12 protein-coding genes and 3 pseudogenes (1 of these 15 running past the window's edge) are annotated in these 17,301 nt (G+C 72.1%); 4 read left to right on the top strand and 11 right to left on the bottom strand.

Going from position 1 to position 17,301, the window contains the following annotated elements; all coding sequences use genetic code 11:
- From E0L36_RS13565 to E0L36_RS27665, 5 genes and pseudogenes are all read right to left on the bottom strand, one after another.
- Positions 1–711: the 5' end (the start) of a ribonuclease J gene (locus tag E0L36_RS13565; RefSeq protein WP_180929280.1), read on the bottom strand. Its footprint begins 975 nt before the window's first position; 711 of the gene's 1,686 nt are visible here — the first part of the coding sequence; its start codon is at positions 709–711; the stop codon falls past the left edge of the window.
- Positions 712–857: 146 nt separating this feature from the next.
- Entirely contained in the window at positions 858–1,757 is a 900-nt protein-coding gene (gene dapA / locus E0L36_RS13560; RefSeq protein ID WP_180929279.1) for a 4-hydroxy-tetrahydrodipicolinate synthase, read from the bottom strand.
- A gap of 159 nt (positions 1,758–1,916) precedes the next feature.
- A pseudogene (thyX, locus tag E0L36_RS28280) lies at positions 1,917–2,366 on the bottom strand (FAD-dependent thymidylate synthase); the annotation flags it as partial.
- A 3-nt stretch (positions 2,367–2,369) separates the two neighbouring features.
- Positions 2,370–2,948: pseudogene (locus E0L36_RS28275) on the bottom strand (HNH endonuclease); the annotation flags it as partial.
- Positions 2,949–3,275: 327 nt separating this feature from the next.
- A pseudogene (locus E0L36_RS27665) lies at positions 3,276–3,563 on the bottom strand (FAD-dependent thymidylate synthase); the annotation flags it as partial.
- A gap of 270 nt (positions 3,564–3,833) precedes the next feature.
- Here E0L36_RS27665 and E0L36_RS13550 point away from each other — a divergent pair.
- On the top strand, positions 3,834–4,067 hold the full coding sequence (locus tag E0L36_RS13550; RefSeq protein ID WP_180929277.1) for a hypothetical protein: 234 nt from the start codon (positions 3,834–3,836) through the stop codon (positions 4,065–4,067).
- Positions 4,068–4,155: 88 nt separating this feature from the next.
- Complete coding sequence (locus E0L36_RS13545; RefSeq protein WP_180929276.1) at positions 4,156–4,731, top strand: hypothetical protein; 576 nt, start codon at positions 4,156–4,158, stop codon at positions 4,729–4,731.
- Positions 4,732–4,987: 256 nt separating this feature from the next.
- Here E0L36_RS13545 and E0L36_RS13540 read toward each other — a convergent pair whose 3' ends face one another.
- From E0L36_RS13540 to eccD, 6 genes are all read right to left on the bottom strand, one after another.
- Entirely contained in the window at positions 4,988–5,518 is a 531-nt protein-coding gene (locus E0L36_RS13540) for a tetratricopeptide repeat protein (protein WP_308416748.1), read from the bottom strand.
- A gap of 10 nt (positions 5,519–5,528) precedes the next feature.
- On the bottom strand, positions 5,529–6,281 hold the full coding sequence (gene dapB / locus E0L36_RS13535) for a 4-hydroxy-tetrahydrodipicolinate reductase (protein ID WP_180929275.1): 753 nt from the start codon (positions 6,279–6,281) through the stop codon (positions 5,529–5,531).
- A gap of 68 nt (positions 6,282–6,349) precedes the next feature.
- On the bottom strand, positions 6,350–7,741 hold the full coding sequence (locus E0L36_RS13530; RefSeq protein WP_180929274.1) for a pitrilysin family protein: 1,392 nt from the start codon (positions 7,739–7,741) through the stop codon (positions 6,350–6,352).
- A complete protein-coding gene (locus tag E0L36_RS13525; protein ID WP_180929273.1) occupies positions 7,738–9,963 on the bottom strand; it encodes a polyribonucleotide nucleotidyltransferase in 2,226 nt (741 codons plus the stop codon). The genes E0L36_RS13530 and E0L36_RS13525 overlap by 4 nt, the downstream gene beginning before the upstream one ends.
- Before the next feature lie 349 nt (positions 9,964–10,312).
- Positions 10,313–10,603, bottom strand: a complete 291-nt coding sequence (rpsO, locus tag E0L36_RS13520; protein ID WP_180929272.1) for a 30S ribosomal protein S15 — start codon at positions 10,601–10,603, stop codon at positions 10,313–10,315.
- Between the two features lie 161 nt (positions 10,604–10,764).
- Positions 10,765–12,282 carry a type VII secretion integral membrane protein EccD gene (gene eccD, locus E0L36_RS13515; protein WP_180929271.1) on the bottom strand — a complete coding sequence of 506 codons (1,518 nt, stop codon included), beginning with the start codon at positions 12,280–12,282 and terminating at the stop codon, positions 10,765–10,767.
- Positions 12,283–12,800: 518 nt separating this feature from the next.
- Between eccD and eccCa the strand changes: the two genes are divergently transcribed.
- Both eccCa and E0L36_RS13505 read left to right on the top strand, forming a co-directional pair.
- Complete coding sequence (gene eccCa / locus E0L36_RS13510) at positions 12,801–16,775, top strand: type VII secretion protein EccCa (protein WP_180929270.1); 3,975 nt, start codon at positions 12,801–12,803, stop codon at positions 16,773–16,775.
- Positions 16,776–16,877: 102 nt separating this feature from the next.
- Entirely contained in the window at positions 16,878–17,291 is a 414-nt protein-coding gene (locus E0L36_RS13505; RefSeq protein ID WP_180929269.1) for a type VII secretion target, read from the top strand.
- The last annotated feature ends 10 nt before the right edge of the window (positions 17,292–17,301 follow it).

Raw genomic sequence — 17,301 nt, 5'->3', positions numbered from 1 at the left:
GATGATGCGCTTCTGGGCGGAGGCGAAGACCTGCCGGAGTACCTGGGAGATCTCCCGTTCCGGCGGGACGAAGCCCGGCACCTCGGCGTTGGTGGAGTCGCTCAGCAGCAGGTCGATCCCCTCTTCACCGAGCCGGGCGAAGGCCCGCAGGTCGGTGAGGCGGCCGTCGAGCGGCAGCTGGTCCATCTTGAAGTCGCCGGTGTGCACCACCGTGCCCGCGGGGGTGCGAATGGTGACCGCCAGGGCGTCCGGGATGGAGTGGTTGACCGAGACGAACTCGCAGTCGAAGGGGCCGACGCGCTCCTGGTCGCCCTCGGCGACCTCCAGTGTGTACGGCCGGATCCGGTGCTCCTGGAGCTTCGCCTCGATGAGGGCGAGGGTCAGCTTGGAGCCGATCAGCGGGATGTCCGCCTTCTCCCGGAGCAGATAGGGGACGCCGCCGATGTGGTCCTCGTGCCCGTGGGTGAGGACGATTCCGTCGATGTCGTCGAGGCGGTCCCGGATCGAGCTGAAGTCGGGAAGGATCAGATCGATTCCCGGCTGTTCCTCCTCGGGGAACAGCACACCGCAGTCGACGATCAGCAACCGGCCTCCGTATTCGAAGACGGTCATGTTGCGGCCGATCTCACCGAGCCCGCCCAGCGGCGTGACGCGCATGCCGCCTTCGGCGAGCTTCGGTGGCGGGCCGAGCTCGGGATGGGGATGGCTCAAAGTCTCTCCTTACTCACGCGCGCCACGCACCCCCTGGGCACGTGGCGCGCGCGTTATTCGTGATGCGTACGTGATTGGTACGGCCATGCGGTCCCGATCCGGGCAGTCGCGAACCGAAACCCATATGCGGTTATGACGTCAGTGATTCAGAGCTGTACCCCGCCGTGTGCGAGATCGTGCTTCAGCTGTTCGGTTTCTTCCGGGGTCAGCTCGGTCAAGGGAAGCCGGAGTGGTCCGGCGGGAAGACCGCGCAGGGTCAGTGCCGCCTTGGTGGTGATCACGCCCTGGGTGCGGAACATGCCGGTGAAGACCGGCAGCAGCTTCTGGTGAATCTCGGTGGCCTTGGCGACGTCCCCGCTGAGATGGGCGTCGATCATGGCCCGCAGCTCAGGGGTCACGAGGTGGCCGACGACCGAGACGTATCCGATAGCCCCGACCGACAGCAGCGGCAGGTTCAGCATATCGTCACCGCTGTACCAGGCCAGTCCGCTGGTCGCGATGGCCCAGCTGGCCCGGCCGAGGTCACCCTTCGCGTCCTTGTTCGCGACGATGCGGGGGTGCTCGGCGAGACGCACGATGGTCTCGGTGTTGATGGGCACGCCACTGCGGCCGGGGATGTCGTAGAGCATCACGGGTAGCTCGGTGGCGTCCGCGATCGCGGTGAAGTGGCGGTAGAGCCCCTCCTGCGGCGGCTTGCTGTAGTACGGCGTCACCGCGAGGAGACCGTGCGCGCCCGCGCGCTCGGCGGCGCGGGCGAGGTCGAGGCTGTGCGCGGTGTCGTTGGTACCGGCTCCGGCGACGACGTGGGCGCGGTCTCCGACGGCCTCCGCGACCGCCCGGACCAGCTCGGCTTTCTCCGCGTCACTGGTGGTGGGGGACTCTCCGGTGGTGCCGTTGACGATCAGGCCGTCGTTACCGGCGTCCACCAGATGGGCGGCGAGCCGCTGCGCGCCGTCGAGGTCGAGGGCGCCCTCAGCAGTGAACGGTGTGACCATCGCGGTCAGGACCCGCCCGAAGGGCGTCTGCGGTGTGGAGGTCGGAGCCATAGGGTCCACGCTACTCGCAGCTCACCACTGAAGCCTCCTTCGGGGGAGGTGAGAGCGGCGGAAGAAGGACCCGGCACTGTCCGCTCGGGGGTTCAGACAGTACCGAGCCCGTTTATTCAGCCTAGATGAACTTCGCGAATTCCCGCAATGTGGACACCTTTACGGGGCGACCCGGCCGTTGGCGTTGAACGCCTCGTAGGTCAGGGGCATCAGCCCGGCCCACAGCTCCTCCATGCGCTCCCCCACCATCTCGATCTCCCGCTGCGGGAAGGACGGGACCTTCGCCAGTTCGTGCTGGGTGCGCAGACCTAGGAAGTGCATGAGCGAGCGTGCGTTGCACGTGGCGTACATCGAGGAGTACAGGCCGACGGGCAGCACGGCCCGGGCCACCTCCCGCGCCACCCCCTCCGCCAGCATCTCCTGGTACGTCTCGTACGCCTGGCGGTAGGAGTCCTCCATGGCCCGCGCCGTCAGCTCATGCTGGGCGGGGGTGCCCTCCACGAACTCGTACTTGCCGGGCCGCCCCTGCTGTACGAGCTTGCGCGAGGCGTCCGGGACGTAGAAGACCGGCTGGAGTTCGCGGTACCGGCCGGACTCCTCGTTGTACGAGTTGTGCACGACGACCCCGTTGGCCAGGAAGTTGTGCCAGGGACCGGCGACGGAGAGGTCGTAGGTCCGCTCCTCGCCGTCCTCGGTGATCGAGAGGACGGGATCGGGCAGCGCCCGGCCCGCCCCGGCGCCGGGTCCCTCGGCCGCGTGTTCCGGGTGGCACTCGGAACAGAAGGGCGCGAGGTTCTCCGCGTCGAGCGCGCGGGTGAGGTCCTCGGTGACGGGCACCAGGTGGTCCAGTGCCAGCACGGAGGGCGGGAACACCCGCTCGCACCGGTGGCAGGCGCGCGGCTCGGCGAGGAGCCGTTCCCGCTGGGCCGCCGTCCAGACCCCGACGCCGCGCTGCACCGCCGGGGGGACCGGTGGCGTAGCGGTCGCGTCGGCGGTCATGACCGCGTCTCCCGGGGTCAGCTCGCCCGCCTTGCGCCAGCCCTCGGGGGTGAGGATCGCGTGATCGACCGAGCAGCGCAGCTCCCGGCCGCCCACCGTACGGATCCGGAGCAGTCGCTTCACCCCGGACTCGATGACGTCGACGACGCGGGCGCGCCGGGCGGTGTGCGTGCGCTCGTCGAAACAGCGCACCTGGCTGCCGCGCACCGGCCCGAGGCCCGGCCGGCGTCCGCCCGGGCGGCTCTCGCGGTGCTCCGCCACCGCCGTCTCGGCGGCCTCCCGGCTCTCGTACAGGCCCAGGTGGTGCACGCTCTCCGCGCGGTCGGCGCCGTCCTCCGGGAGGTCCTCCCGGACCTCGGCCGCCCAGCGGGCCGCGCGGTGGTGCCAGTACACCCCGCCGCTCCACGGCGCCGCCCCGGCCTCCGGGGACCACCAGTGTTCGTACAGTTCCCGGATGGACCTGCGGTAGGGGGTGCCGGTCTCGCTCTCCAGCGTGATCTCGGTGTCCCCGGCCAGACACCAGCCGACCCGGTGCCGGTGGAACTCCCGGAAGACGAAGAGCGGCGCGCTGACGAGGAAGGTCATCGAGTTGTGCTCGAACGGACTGCCATGCCGGTCCCGCATCAGGTAGTTGATCAGTCCCTTGGAGCGGTTCGGGTCCTTCGTCAGCTCCGCGAGGGACTGTTCACCCGCGGTGGAGACCCGGGCCGCCCACAGCACGTCGGTGTCGGCCGCCGCGTGCTTGACCAGCTCGACCGTCACATCGCCGCGGAACCTCGGGGCCGTCCGCTCAGGGGTGTCGTTCACCAGCGTGTCCTTCCAGGTACGTCGTCGACCGGCGGCGCCAGCCTACGGGCCGGGGCCGACACCCTCCCCGTCACCTGATCCGACGGATATGACCTCTTTGGAGAGACAAAGACCTCCAAAGGTGACATGAGTGGCCTGGCCGCATAGATCAGAGCAGCACTTGATATTTTTCACAGTGGGCCGCAAGGACGGGCACTTTCCCGCACATTCGGCCGTTGCACCTGATGAACCCCGCACCACGCCCCATCGATCACTACAGGAGCGCCCGTCATGTTCCGCCGCGGAGAGCCAGTGCCGTTCGCCTTCATAGCCGATGCCGAGCGGTACCGCAGCAACGTCGCCCCTCCGCCCAGTCCTCCGCGCAGCACCGGTCAGCGCGCCGGTTCCCTGCTCGTCGGTCTCACCATCGTCTCCGGACTGGTCGGGGCCCTGCTGCTCGGCGTGCCCGCGCTCGACGCGGACAGCAAGCCGGGGGGCGGCCCGGCCGCGGCCGAGGGCCGCTGACGCCGCGTGGTGCCTCCCCGGCTGGCCCGGGGAGGCACCGCTCGCTAACCTTCCCGCTCACAGCCCCCGTCGTGAGCGAGGACCACTCGTGCCCCTGCCCTTCCTGACGGCCGACCGTGCCACGGAACCGCCGGCCGTCACCGACACCGCCCCGCACGACCACGACCGCTGGCGGCGCCCCTACCGCCCCGGCCCCTGGCGGGTGGGCGGAGCGGCACTGCTCCTGCTGCTCGCCTCCTACCTGCTGATCTCCACGCTCATCATCGCGCTGGCCGACTCGCTGCCCGGCGCGGCGGCGTGTGCGCTGAGCGCGGCGCTGGTCATCGCCTTCGCCCTGCGCCTTCTGCGAGTGGGCGTCTGGGTGAGCGCGCACGGCGTCCGGCAGGTGGGGCTCTTCCGGACGACCACGCTGCCCTGGCGGCGCGTGGCCACGATCCGGACCGCGCAGCAGCCGGTGCGGTGGCTGGGACTGCCCCGCACCGTGCAGGGCGAGGCGCTGCTGGTGTTCGCGACGGGCGACGGCTCCGTGCCCACCCCGCTCCGTCCGCTGCTCACGGACCACAACGCCGACTTCCTGTCCCGGCCCGGCGGCTTCAACCGGGCCGCGGACGTCGTGGAGACCTGGGCCGCCGAGTTCGGCCGTTCCGCCGCACAGGCCTCCTGACTCCCGAGCGCGCATCACGAGGGCAGCGTCCACGGGAGCGGCCGCGGGTGGCGGACCAGCTCATCCGCGGGGGCCTGGCGGGGGTTTCCGCGGTGGGTACGGCGGAGTGTCCGAGGGTGGCGCGTTCCGCTTCGCGCCCCTCCGCCGCCGTCCCGAACCGGGCCCCTTCCCCGCCGGTCGCTGGCCCCTCCCGGCTCCGGGTCGCTGGGGCGCTTCCGGCGGCGGGTGCCCGGTGCGGGTGCGGTCGCCGGAGGGGTCAGCCGCGTGGGTTGAGGGTCGGCCCGGGTTCCGCCCCGTCGCTGGCCGGTTCGTCCTCTGGTACCCGTGGCGCGGCGCGCTTCCCCCCGGCGCGGCCGTCGTGGAGCGCGATGGCGTACTGCATCGTCGTCCGGGCCCGGGGGGTGTCGCGCGCGTCGTGGTAGGCGACCGCGAGCCGGAACCAGACGCGCCAGTCGTCGGGGTCGCGCTCGGCCTCGATCCGCCGGCGGTCGAAGACCTCGTCGGCCGAGGCGCGGTCGATCCGGCCGGAGGGGGTCCGGCGGAGTTCGTCCGGTGGCAGGCCGCCCTCGGCTTCCAGCTCCCGTGCCAGCCGTCCGGCGTCCCGGGCGAAGCGCGTGGTGTGCCAGAGGAACCAGACGCCGATCAGCGGCAGCACGAGGACGGCGATTCCGAAGGCGACGGTCACCAGGGTGCCCTGCTGGATGAGGAGCACCCCACGGCTGCCGACCAGGACGAAGTAGACGACCAGGACGGCGGCGAGGGTGCAGTAGGTGATCTTCGCGCGCACGTGCGGTCCCTCAGTCCAGGTCCAGGAAGTGCTCAAGCCCGAAGGTGAGGCCCGGCACGGACGGCACTCGGCGCACTCCGAGGAGCACCCCGGGCATGAACGAGGCGCGGTCCAGCGACTCGTGCCGGATGGTGAGCGTCTCGCCCGGGCCGCCGAAGAGGACCTCCTGGCGGGCGACGAGCCCCCGCAGCCGTACGGCGTGCACCGGTACGCCGTCGACGTCGGCCCCCCGGGCTCCGTCGAGGGCGGTGCTGGTGGCGTCCGGCTGGGCACCACCGCCCGCCGTCCGGCGCGCCTCGGCCACGAGCTGCGCGGTACGGACCGCGGTGCCGCTGGGGGCGTCGGCCTTGTCGGGGTGGTGCAGCTCGACCACCTCCGCCGACTCGAAGAACCGCGCGGCCTGCTGGGCGAACCGCATGGTCAGCACGGCGCCGATACCGAAGTTGGGGGCGATCAGCACGCCGGTCCCCGGGGCGGCGGCGAGCCAGCCGCGCAGCGACTCCAGCCTGTCGTCGGTCCACCCGGTGGTGCCCACGACGCCGTGGACGCCGTGGGAGACGCAGAACTCCAGGTTCCCCATGACCGCGTCGGGGTGCGTCAGGTCGACGGCCACCTCGGCGCCCGCGGAGGTGAGCTGGGCGAGGTCGTCGTCGTGGTCGAGGGCCGCCACCAGCTCCAGGTCCTCCGCCGACTCCACGGCCCGGACGGCCTCGGAGCCCATCCGGCCCCGTGCGCCGAGGACGGCTACCCGCTGCTTGCTCATGCTGCTCAGCCCTTCGTCGTGCTGCTCTCGATAGTTCCGTGGGGCCGCAGGGCGGCCCGCGGGGGCGTTCAGGCCACCGCGTCCGCCAGCCGGTCGGCCTGCCGATCGGTCAGCCGTCCCATGACGGAGAGTGAGGGGCGGGCGCCGAGGACTTCGCGGGCCACCTCGCGAACCTGCTCGGGGGTGACGGCGGAGATCCTCGCGAGCAGTCCGTCGACCGACAGCTGCTCGCCCCAGCACAGCTCGCTCTTACCGATGCGGTGCATCAGCGCCCCGGTGTCCTCCAGGCCGAGGACCGTGGAGCCGGCGAGCTGGCCGATGGCACGTTCCAGCTCCTCGTCGGGCAGGCCGTGTTCGGCCACCCTGGCGAGTTCCTCGCGACAGATCCGCAGGACGTCGGGGACCTGTGCGGGGCGGCAGCCGGCGTAGACGCCGAACAGGCCGCAGTCGGCGTAGCTGGAGGTGAAGGAGTAGGTGCTGTAGGCGAGGCCGCGCTTCTCGCGGATCTCCTGGAAGAGGCGGGAGCTCATGCCGCCGCCGAGCGCCGTGCTCAGCACGCTGAGCGCCCAGCGCCGTTCGTCCGTCCGGGAGACGCCGGGCGTTCCGAGGATGACGTGCGCCTGCTCGGTGCGGCGGCGCACGTGGTCGACGCGGCCCGCGGTGCGTATCGCGCGGGCGCCACCGCGCGGGGCGGCGGGCTCCGCGCCGCCGGTGCGCGCCAACGCGCCCGCCCCGTCGAACGCCTGCCAGACCTGCTCGACGACGCGATCGTGGTCCAGGTTGCCCGCGGCGGCGACGACCAGGTGCGTCGGGTCGTAGTGCCGGCGGTAGAAGCGGGCGACCCGGTCCCGGTCGAGCGCGTTGACGGTGTCCACCGTGCCCAGCACGGGGCGGCCGAGCGGGGAGTCGCCGAACATGGTGTGCGCGAACAGGTCGTGCACGCCGTCCGCGGGGTCGTCCTCGGTCATCGCGATCTCTTCGAGGATGACGCCGCGCTCGGCATCGACCTCGGCGGGGTCGATGACGGAGCCGGTGAGCATGTCACAGACGACGTCGATGGCCAGCGGCAGGTCGCTGTCCAGCACCCGGGCGTAGTAGCAGGTGAACTCCTTGGCGGTGAAGGCGTTCATCTCACCGCCGACGGCGTCCAGCGCGGCGGAGATGTCCAGCGCGCTCCGCCGCCGGGTGCCCTTGAACAGGAGGTGTTCCAGGTAGTGGGTGGCGCCGTTCAGGGCCGGCGTCTCGTCACGCGAGCCGACGCGCGCCCAGATGCCGAAGGTCGCCGAGCGGACCGTCGGCAGCGTCTCGGTGACCACGCGGAGACCGCCGGGGAGCACCGTCCGGCGCACGGCGCCCGCCCCGTCCACACCGGAGAGCAGGGTCGCGGTCCGCGCTGGGACACGGGCGACGGCCCGCCCCCCGATCGGGGGGCGGGCCGTCGTGCGGGACGGTCGCGTCACTTGTCGGCGCCGCCGTCGCTCGCCTCGTCGGCGGAGTCCGCCTCCTCGTCCAGGACGGGGATCAGCGAGAGCTTGCCGCGCTGGTCGATCTCGGCGATCTCCACCTGGACCTTCTGGCCGACGCCGAGCACGTCCTCGACGTTCTCGACGCGCTTGCCACCGGCCAGCTTGCGGATCTGCGAGATGTGCAGCAGTCCGTCCTTGCCGGGCAGGAGTGAGACGAAGGCACCGAAGGTGGTCGTCTTGACGACGGTGCCGAGGTAGCGCTCGCCGACCTCCGGCATGGTCGGGTTGGCGATGCCGTTGATCGTGGAGCGGGCGGCCTCGGCGGCCGGGCCGTCGGCGGCACCGATGTAGATGGTGCCGTCGTCCTCGATCGTGATCTCGGCGCCGGTGTCCTCCTGGATCTGGTTGATCATCTTGCCCTTGGGGCCGATGACCTCACCGATCTTGTCCACCGGGATGTTGACGGTGATGATCCGCGGGGCGTGCGGGGACATCTCGTCCGGAACGTCGATGGCCTCCATCATCACGTCCAGGATGTGCAGGCGGGCGTCGCGGGCCTGCTTCAGCGCGGCGGCCAGCACGGAGGCGGGGATGCCGTCGAGCTTGGTGTCGAGCTGGAGGGCGGTCACGAACTCCTTGGTCCCGGCGACCTTGAAGTCCATGTCACCGAAGGCGTCCTCGGCGCCCAGGATGTCGGTGAGCGTGACGTAGTGCGTCTCGCCCTTGATCTCCTGGGAGATGAGGCCCATGGCGATACCGGCGACCGGGGCCTTCAGCGGCACACCGGCGTTCAGCAGCGACATCGTCGAGGCGCAGACCGAGCCCATCGAGGTGGAGCCGTTGGAGCCCAGCGCCTCGGACACCTGGCGGATGGCGTACGGGAACTCCTCGCGGGTCGGGAGCACCGGCACCAGCGCCCGCTCGGCGAGCGCGCCGTGCCCGATCTCCCGGCGCTTCGGCGAACCGACGCGGCCCGTCTCACCGGTGGAGTAGGGCGGGAAGTTGTAGTTGTGCATGTACCGCTTGCGGGTCACCGGGGAGAGGGTGTCCAGCTGCTGCTCCATGCGGAGCATGTTCAGCGTCGTCACCCCGAGGATCTGGGTCTCGCCGCGTTCGAACAGCGCCGAGCCGTGCACCCGGGGGATCGCCTCGACCTCGGCGGCGAGGGTGCGGATGTCGGTGACGCCACGGCCGTCGATCCGCTTCTTCTCCGTGATGACGCGCTCGCGCACCAGCTGCTTCGTCAGCGCGCGGTAGGCGGCGGAGATCTCCTTCTCGCGGCCCTCGAACTGCGGCAGCAGCTTCTCGGCGGCCAGCGCCTTGACACGGTCCAGCTCGCTCTCGCGCTCCTGCTTGCCGCCGATGGTGAGCGCCTGGGCCAGCTCGTCCCGGACGGCGCTGCTGAGCGCGTCCAGCACGTCGTCCTGGAAGTCCAGGAAGACGGGGAACTCACCGGTGGGCTTGGCGGCCTTGGCCGCGATGTCGGCCTGGGCCTTGCACAGCACCTTGATGAAGGGCTTCGCGGCCTCCAGACCGGCGGCGACGATCTCCTCGGTGGGGGCCTCGGCGCCACCGGCCACGAGCGAGAGCGTCTTCTCGGTGGCCTCGGCCTCGACCATCATCACCGCGACGTCCCCGTCCGGCAGCACGCGACCGGCGACGACCATGTCGAAGACGGCGTCCTCCAGCTCGGTGTGCGTCGGGAAGGCCACCCACTGGCCACGGATCAGCGCGACCCGGGTGCCGCCGATCGGGCCGGAGAACGGCAGCCCGGCGAGCTGGGTGGAGCAGGACGCGGCGTTGATCGCCACCACGTCGTACAGGTGATCCGGGTTGAGCGCCATGATCGTCTCGACGATCTGGATCTCGTTGCGCAGGCCCTTCTTGAAGGAGGGCCGCAGCGGGCGGTCGATCAGCCGGCAGGTGAGGATCGCGTCCTCGGAGGGGCGGCCCTCCCGGCGGAAGAACGAGCCGGGGATCTTGCCCGCCGAGTACATCCGCTCCTCGACGTCGACCGTGAGCGGGAAGAAGTCCAGCTGGTCCTTGGGCTGCTTGGAGGCGGTGGTGGCCGACAGCACCATGGTGTCGTCGTCCAGGTACGCCACGGCGGAACCGGCGGCCTGCTTGGCCAGGCGGCCCGTCTCGAAACGGATGGTGCGGGTACCGAAGGAGCCGTTGTCGATAACGGCCTCGGCGTAGTGGATTTCGCTTTCCACTCGGGATATCTCCTCGTCTGTCCACCGCCCGTGTGGCGGCGGACCCTCTGGCGGAGGCACTCCCCGTGCGGGCCGGTCTTCGATCGAAGCTCCCGGAGCGCGGACGCGTCCGGGGGCCACTACCGAGGACCGGCGTCGGTCGGTCGGGCCTCCGCCCTTTCAGTGGCTCGTGCTGGTTGTCCTCACGGGACCGTGGTCCTCGCAGGACCAGGGTACAAAGCTTCCCCGGCCCGTGAGCGGCGCCGGATCCCCGGGAGGCTCCGCGGGACCGGTGCTCCGGTCCGCGAGGCTCCCGCGTATACGGCGAAGGGAGCGGTCCCCGGATGGGAACCGCTCCCTCTGCTTCGCGTCAGCGGGCGCCCGCCGCACCACGGCGGATGCCGAGGCGCTCGACCAGCGCGCGGAAGCGCTGAATGTCCTTCTTGGCGAGGTACTGCAACAGCCGGCGGCGCTGGCCGACCAGGAGCAGCAGGCCACGGCGCGAGTGGTGGTCGTGCTTGTGGGTCTTCAGGTGCTCCGTCAGATCGGTGATCCGGCGGGAGAGCAGCGCCACCTGAACCTCGGGGGAGCCGGTGTCACCCTCCTTGGTGGCGAACTCCGAGATGATCGACTTCTTGGTCGCGGCGTCGAGAGACGACACTCGTACTCCTTGAGAATCCTGCCGCCGAGCGCCCCTGGTTTGCGTCACAGGGGAATCTTCGATGACTCGGGAGGCCCACCCAGAGTAGCAGCGCCCGGCGGCGCTCCCGACCGGGGTCGGGAGCGCGGGCCACGGCACCACCGGGCCCCGCGCTCCCGGCCTCAGCCGCTGGTCAGGCTGCGTGCGGCGGAGTACACGTCCAGCACCGCGAGGCAGAGCGGGAGCAGCGTCAGCAGCACGAAGGTCTCGAAGATCTCCAGGAAGCGTCCCCAGAACGGGGTGAGGCCCTTGCTCGGGACGATCAGGGCGATCGCGGTGAGGACGGCGGCGGCCCCGGCGATCGCGGCGGTCAGCCAGACCGTCCGCAGGTCCGCGGCGTCGGCTCCGCCGAGCGCGGAGGGGCTGGCCGCGACCCCGGCGCCGAGCAGCGTGAGCGTACCGAACCCGGCCGCCAGCAGCGCGCCGGCCTGCGCGGTGTACCGGAACAGCCGGGCGCGCAGCAGCAGGGCCAGTCCGGTGGCGAGGGCCAGCAGCAGCGCCCAGCCGGAGTGGGAGAAGGCCAGGACGGCGGAGGCGGCCAGCACCACCGCGGCGCAGCCGCCCACCAGGCCGACCAGGGTCTCGTGGCCGCGCCGGGCGCGGGCCGCGATCCGCTCGGCGTCGACCGGGCCGTGGGTCTCGGGGGTGGCGTCCGGGTCGGTGTCGTAGCTCAGGGGCGTGACGCCGGGGGCCTCGTAGCCGACGGGCAGCCGGGCGAACCGCGCCGACAGCCCGGGGAGGAAGGCGAGCACCCCCACCGCGAACGGGGCGCAGAGCGCCGCGGTGCGCTCCGGGCTGAGGTCGAACACGATGCCGAGGAAGACGGCGGCGGTCCCCACGGTGGAGGCGCAGAGCGCCGCGGTGAACGGACCGTCGCCGCTCGGGGCGGCGATGGTGAGGACCACCGAGGCCAGCAGCACCGCCACACAGCCGAGCAGCAACTGGAGCCGCCCCGGCCCGTGTCCGGCCGCCGGGGGCAGCAGTCCGGCCCCGGCGAGCAGGACGTGGGGCAGCGCGCCGAGCCCGAGGGCCAGGGACGCGGCGCGGTCCGCGTACACCCGGGCGCGCACCGCGGCGAGTGTCAGGAGCGCCAGGCCCATCACCCCGGCGAGGACGGCGGGCAGTCCGTGCGCCCCGGTGGCGACCGGACGCGCGCTCCACAGCGCGAAGGCCGCGAGGACGAGCAGCACGGCGCCGCCGGTGAGGCCGGAGGTGCGGGTGAGGCGGTCGTCCCAGAGGGTGCGGTCGCGGGAGACGGCGGAGGCGACCGCGTCGGACACGTCGTCGAAGACGGCCGGGGGTAGCGACTCGGCGAAGGGGCGCAGGCTCAGCACCTCGCCGTCGAGCACCCGTTGCGCGGCGAACGAGCGGGAGCCGTCCAGCACGGTGCCGTCCCGGCGCACGAGGTGGTAGCCGACGGGTTCCCCCGCGGCGGGGGTCTGTCCGGAGAGCCGCAGGATCTCCGGGTGGATGTCGGCGACCGGGATGTCCTCGGGCAGCGCCACGTCGATGCGGCTGTCCGGCGCCACGATGGTGACCCGGCAGAAGCCGGTGCCGTGCGGCGCCCCGCCGGGCGTCGCTGTCGTCCCCGGGCGCGTCTCCCGCCGTCCGGCGGCGGCCGGTGGGGCCGTCCTGCTCAAGCCCTGCCTCCCCTGTTCACGGTGTCGTCGCTCCGGCCCGGACGTCGTCCGTTTCGCGAAGTGGCCGGGTACCGCCGGGTCTTCTCCCCTCCCACCCCAACGAGGCACGCATGGCCGGAGGCTGACGCGCCGATCGTGAACCGGCCGGTGCCGTAGGGCGGTTGGCCGTGCGAGGGGCGTGGTGGAGTACCGCTTGCGGAGCGCGCGTCACCCTACCTGGCGCCGCCTCGCGGACCGTGCAACTGCAACCACCGGGGCAAGTAGCATCACCAGCGGTCGGCGGTGCCGCCCCGACTTCCCGCGCGTGGGCACCGGGTCGGCCGAGCGGCCCGGGAGACGGGGCCGCGGTGCTCCACCGCCCCTGTCCGGCGCCGTGTCCACGGCGGACCGCGCGGTGGTACGGGGCGGCCGGCGCCGGGAGCGCGGCGCGCGGACGGCGCCCGGGCGTTCGCGGGCGCCCGGTGGTCCGGGGCGGCGCGGGCCACAGACATCCGAGGACCGAGGAAACCGGTGCGCACGTGAGTCACATCGTCGTCAAGCGCCCTCCCCGTACGTTGCCACCTCCGGTGGACGGCGAGGATCTGCCGCTGGAGCCCCCGCCGGAGCTGCCGCGCGAGCAGCAGGAGGGCGTGCTGATGCAGCTCCTCCCGACGCTGGGCATGGCGGGCTCCGCGCCGTTCTTCTTCTTCATGCCGAACGCCCACCCGTTCATGCGGGTGATGGGCGTGCTGATGCTGCTGTCCACCGTGGGCATGGTGATCGCCATGCTGGTCCGTCACCGGCGGGGCACGCAGGGGCAGTTGGCGCAGCTCCGTCGCGACTACCTCAAGTACCTGGCGCAGACCCGCAGAAGGGTGCGCCGAACCGCGAAGGGGCAGCGGGACGCGCAGTTCTACCTGCACCCCGCGCCGGGTCAGCTGTGGGCACTCGTCGCCGAGGGCAGCCGGGTGTGGGAACGGCGCCCGGTCGACGGTGACTTCGGGCAGGTGCGCGTCGGTCTGGGTACCCAGCGACTGGCCACCGCGCTCGTCACCCCGGAGACGGCGCCGGTGGACGAGCTGGAGCCGCTCACGGCGGGCGCGATGCACCAGTTCGTCAACGTGCACGGCACCCTGAGCGGGCTGCCGCTCGCCGTCTCACTGCGCGCGTTCTACCACCTGACGCTGAGCGGCCGTCCCGATTCGGTACACGACTCCGCCCGCGCGCTGGTCTGTTCGCTGGCCGCCCTGCACTCTCCCGACGACCTGGTGATCGCGGTGGGCGCCGGGCCGGGTGCCGTGGAACGCTGGGAGTGGGTCAAGTGGCTGCCGCACGCGCAGGATCCGGGTGCCCTGGACGGCGCCGGAAGCCGCCGTCTCATCTCCGACGACGTCGGTGAGCTGGAGGCGGCGCTCGCCTCCCGGCTGGAGGGCCGCCCCCGGTTCAGCGCGGGCGGGCCCCCGGTGGTGGAACAGCCGCACGTCCTGCTGCTGCTCGACGGGGCCAGCGTCCCGCCGACCTCGCTGCTGGCGGGGGCCGAGGGGCTCCAGGGCGTCACCGTCGCGGAGATCGTGCCCGGCGAGATCGACCGGGACCGGGGTGGGCTGTCCGTCGTGGTGCGCCCCGGTGAGCTGTCGCTGGCCTCCGGGCACGGCATGGTCTACGAGGGGACGCCGGACGCGCTGTCCCCCGAGGAGGCCGAGGCTCTCGCCCGGCAGCTCGCACCGCTGCGCATGGGCTCGGGTGGCGGCGCGGCCGACGAACCCCTGCTGGCCAACCTGGAGTTCACCGACCTGCTCGGGCTGGGGGACGCCGCCACCGTCGACGTCAACCGCACCTGGCGGCCCCGGGCGCAGGCCCAGCGGCTGCGGGTACCGATCGGGGTCGGTGAGGGCGGGTCCCCGGTCATGCTGGACCTCAAGGAGGCGGCGCAGGACGGAATGGGCCCACACGGGCTGTGCGTCGGCGCGACCGGCTCCGGAAAGTCGGAGCTGCTGCGGACGTTGGTGCTCGGCCTCGCCGTCACCCACTCCTCGGAGACGCTCAACTTCGTCCTGGCGGACTTCAAGGGTGGCGCCACCTTCGCCGGTATGGCGGACATGCCGCACGTAGCCGCGGTCATCACCAACCTGGCGGACGACCTCACCCTGGTCGACCGGATGGGCGACTCGATACGTGGTGAACTCAACCGCCGCCAGGAGATGCTGCGGGACGCGGGCAACTACGCCAACATCCACGACTACGAGAAGGCCCGTGCCGCGGGGGCCCCGCTCGCCCCCGTCCCCTCACTCGTGCTGGTCATCGACGAGTTCAGCGAACTCCTCAGCGCCAAGCCGGACTTCATCGACATGTTCATTCAGATCGGCCGGATCGGCCGGTCGCTCGGAGTCCATCTCCTGCTCGCCTCCCAGCGGTTGGAGGAGGGGCGCCTGCGCGGGCTGGAGACCTACCTCTCCTACCGCATCGGGCTGCGCACCTTCTCCGCCGCGGAGTCCCGTGCCGCGCTCGACGTGCCGGACGCCTTCCATCTGCCCTCCGTCCCCGGCTCGGGGCTGCTGAAGTTCGGCACCGAGGAGCTGACCCGCTTCAAGGCCGCCTACGTCTCCGGCGTCTACCGCTCCCCCGCCGAGAGCGGCCACGCCCCGGCCGGCCCGGCGCCCGCGCGGCGCCAGCCGGTGCTCTTCACCGCGGCACCGGTGCCGCTCCCCCGCCCGGAACCCGCCGACGACCGGGGGGTGCCCGCACCCGGCGCCCCGCCCGAGGACGACGCGCTGGCCGACACCGTCCTCGACGTCGTCGTCCGCCGTCTGGAGGGCCAGGGCGCCCCCGCGCACCAGGTGTGGCTGCCACCGCTCGACAGCCCGCCCACCCTCGACGAACTGCTGCCCGGACTCGGCGAGTTCGAGGGACTCGGGTTCACCCAGCCCGAGGCCGACCGGCCGGCCCGGCTCACCATCCCCCTCGGCGTCGTCGACAAGCCCTTCGAGCAGCGCCGGGACGTGCTCCACAGCGACTTCTCCGGAGCGGCCGGGCACATGCTCGTCCTCGGCGGGCCGCGCTCCGGCAAGTCCACCCTGCTGCGCACCCTCATCACCGCCTTCGCGCTCACCCACACCCCCCGCGAAGTGCAGTTCTACGGGCTGGACTTCGGCGGTGGCGGCATGGTCTCGGTCGCCGGGCTGCCGCACGTCGGCGGGGTCGCCTCGCGGCTCGACCCGGAGCGCGTACGGCGCACCGTCGCCGAGGTCGCCGGAGTGCTCGCGCGGCGGGAGGAGTTCTTCCGCACCGAGGGCGTCGACTCGATGGACACCTACCGACGCCGCCGCGCCCAGGGGCAGTTCAGCGGTCAGCAGTTCGGCGACGTCTTCCTGGTGATCGACGGCTGGGGCAGCTTCCGCCAGGACTACGACGAACTCCACGAGGTCGTCACCGACTTGGCGGCGCGCGGACTGGGGTACGGCGTCCACGTCGTCGTCAGCGCCTCCCGGAGCATGGAGGTGCGGGCCAACCTCAAGGACCAGTTGATGAACCGCCTGGAGCTGCGGCTCGGCGACACCCTCGACTCCGAACTGGACCGCAAGGTCGCCGCCAACGTGCCAGCGGGGATGCCCGGCCGTGGCCAGAGCCCCGGAAAGCTGCACTTCATGGCAGCCGTTCCGCGCGCCGACGGCACCCCCTCCGACGACAACCTGTCCGAGGCGACAGAGGCGCTGGTGCGGTCCGTGAGCGACGCGTGGCCGCACCAGCCCGCACCGCCCGTCCGGCTGCTCCCCCGGCACATTCCCGCCGAAGAGCTGCCCCGCGGCGGCGAGTTCCCCGAGCGGGGCGTCGCCTTCGGCCTCGACGAACGGAACCTCGCCCCCGTCCACGTGGACTTCGAGACCGACCCGTTCTTCCTCGTCTTCGGGGAGAGCGAGTCCGGGAAGTCCGCCGTGCTGCGCCTCCTCGCCCGCCAGATCGCCGACCGCTACACCCCGCAGGAGGCGCGGATCGTCGCGATCGACTACCGCCGCGGGCTGCTGGACGGCCTGCCCAAGGACCACCTCCTGGTGTACGCCCCGACCTCCAGCGGCATGGAGGACCACATGGGCGCGGTACGGGACCTGATGGTGGCCCGCACCCCACCGACCGACATCACCCCGCAGCAGCTGCGGGAGCGCAGCTGGTGGTCGGGACCGCGCATGTTCCTGCTGGTCGACGACTACGAGCTCGTCTCCGCCTCCAGCGGCAACCCCCTCGACGTCCTCATCGACCAACTGCCCTACGCCCGCGACATCGGAGTGCACCTCATCGTCGCCCGGAACGCCAACGGGGCCTCCCGGTCCACGTACGAGCCCTTCATGCGGACCGTCCGGGAGCTCGGTGCCCAGGGCCTCATCCTTTCGGGCGACCCCATGGAAGGGGAGCTGCTCGGCAACGTCCGGCCGCGCCCGATGCCTCCCGGTCGGGGGGCGTTCGTCTCACGGAAACGCGGGGTACCCCTGGTCCAGACCGGCTGGTGGCCCGGCGCGTGACACCCGACTGAGCGAGGTGGGGGCACGGCCAGTGCCGCGCGCCCCACCCGCGTCCCGCACCCGCGACGCACCGTCTCCGGCGGTGCCACACCAAGGGGAACGATGTCCTTCGACGAGGAGTGGGCCCGGCACGTCGCCAACGCCAGGGCCGATCGGACCAACAACACCCGGCTCAACCAACTCGACGACGGTGCGGGCGGGTTCGCCCGCACCGGCCCGAAGCTCAGCGTCACGCCCAAGGTGCTCCGGGAACGCGCGCGGCGTGCCGAGAACATCGGTGGGGACTTCGCCAAAGCCGACGACACCACGATGGAGAAGACCGGCGACGCCCGCTCCGGCCTCAAGGGCTTCTCCAGCGCGGCGGCCCTCGGCACCTTCCAGGACCGCTGGCGGAAACAGATGAAACACCTGCGGACCCGCATGGACGAGGCGCTCCCCAAGGCGCTGAGCGCCGCCGCCAACGAGTTCCAGGCCAACGAGGACCGGGACAAGTCGAAGTACGAACGGAACTCCTGACGCTCCGCTC

It is taken from the genome of Streptomyces sp. AJS327 (assembly GCF_013450295.1).
Classification (GTDB): Bacteria; Actinomycetota; Actinomycetes; order Streptomycetales; family Streptomycetaceae; genus Streptomyces.
Note: the sequence above shows the minus strand (reverse complement) of the source record. Positions and strands in the feature narration are given on the sequence as shown.

Coding starts and splice junctions, on each gene's coding strand:
- dapA (WP_180929279.1), bottom strand. CDS start 1,757: ATGGCTCCGACCTCCACACCGCAGACGCCCTTCGGGCGGGTCCTGACC.
- dapB (WP_180929275.1), bottom strand. CDS start 6,281: ATGAGCAAGCAGCGGGTAGCCGTCCTCGGCGCACGGGGCCGGATGGGC.
- E0L36_RS13505 (WP_180929269.1), top strand. CDS start 16,878: ATGTCCTTCGACGAGGAGTGGGCCCGGCACGTCGCCAACGCCAGGGCC.
- E0L36_RS13550 (WP_180929277.1), top strand. CDS start 3,834: ATGTTCCGCCGCGGAGAGCCAGTGCCGTTCGCCTTCATAGCCGATGCC.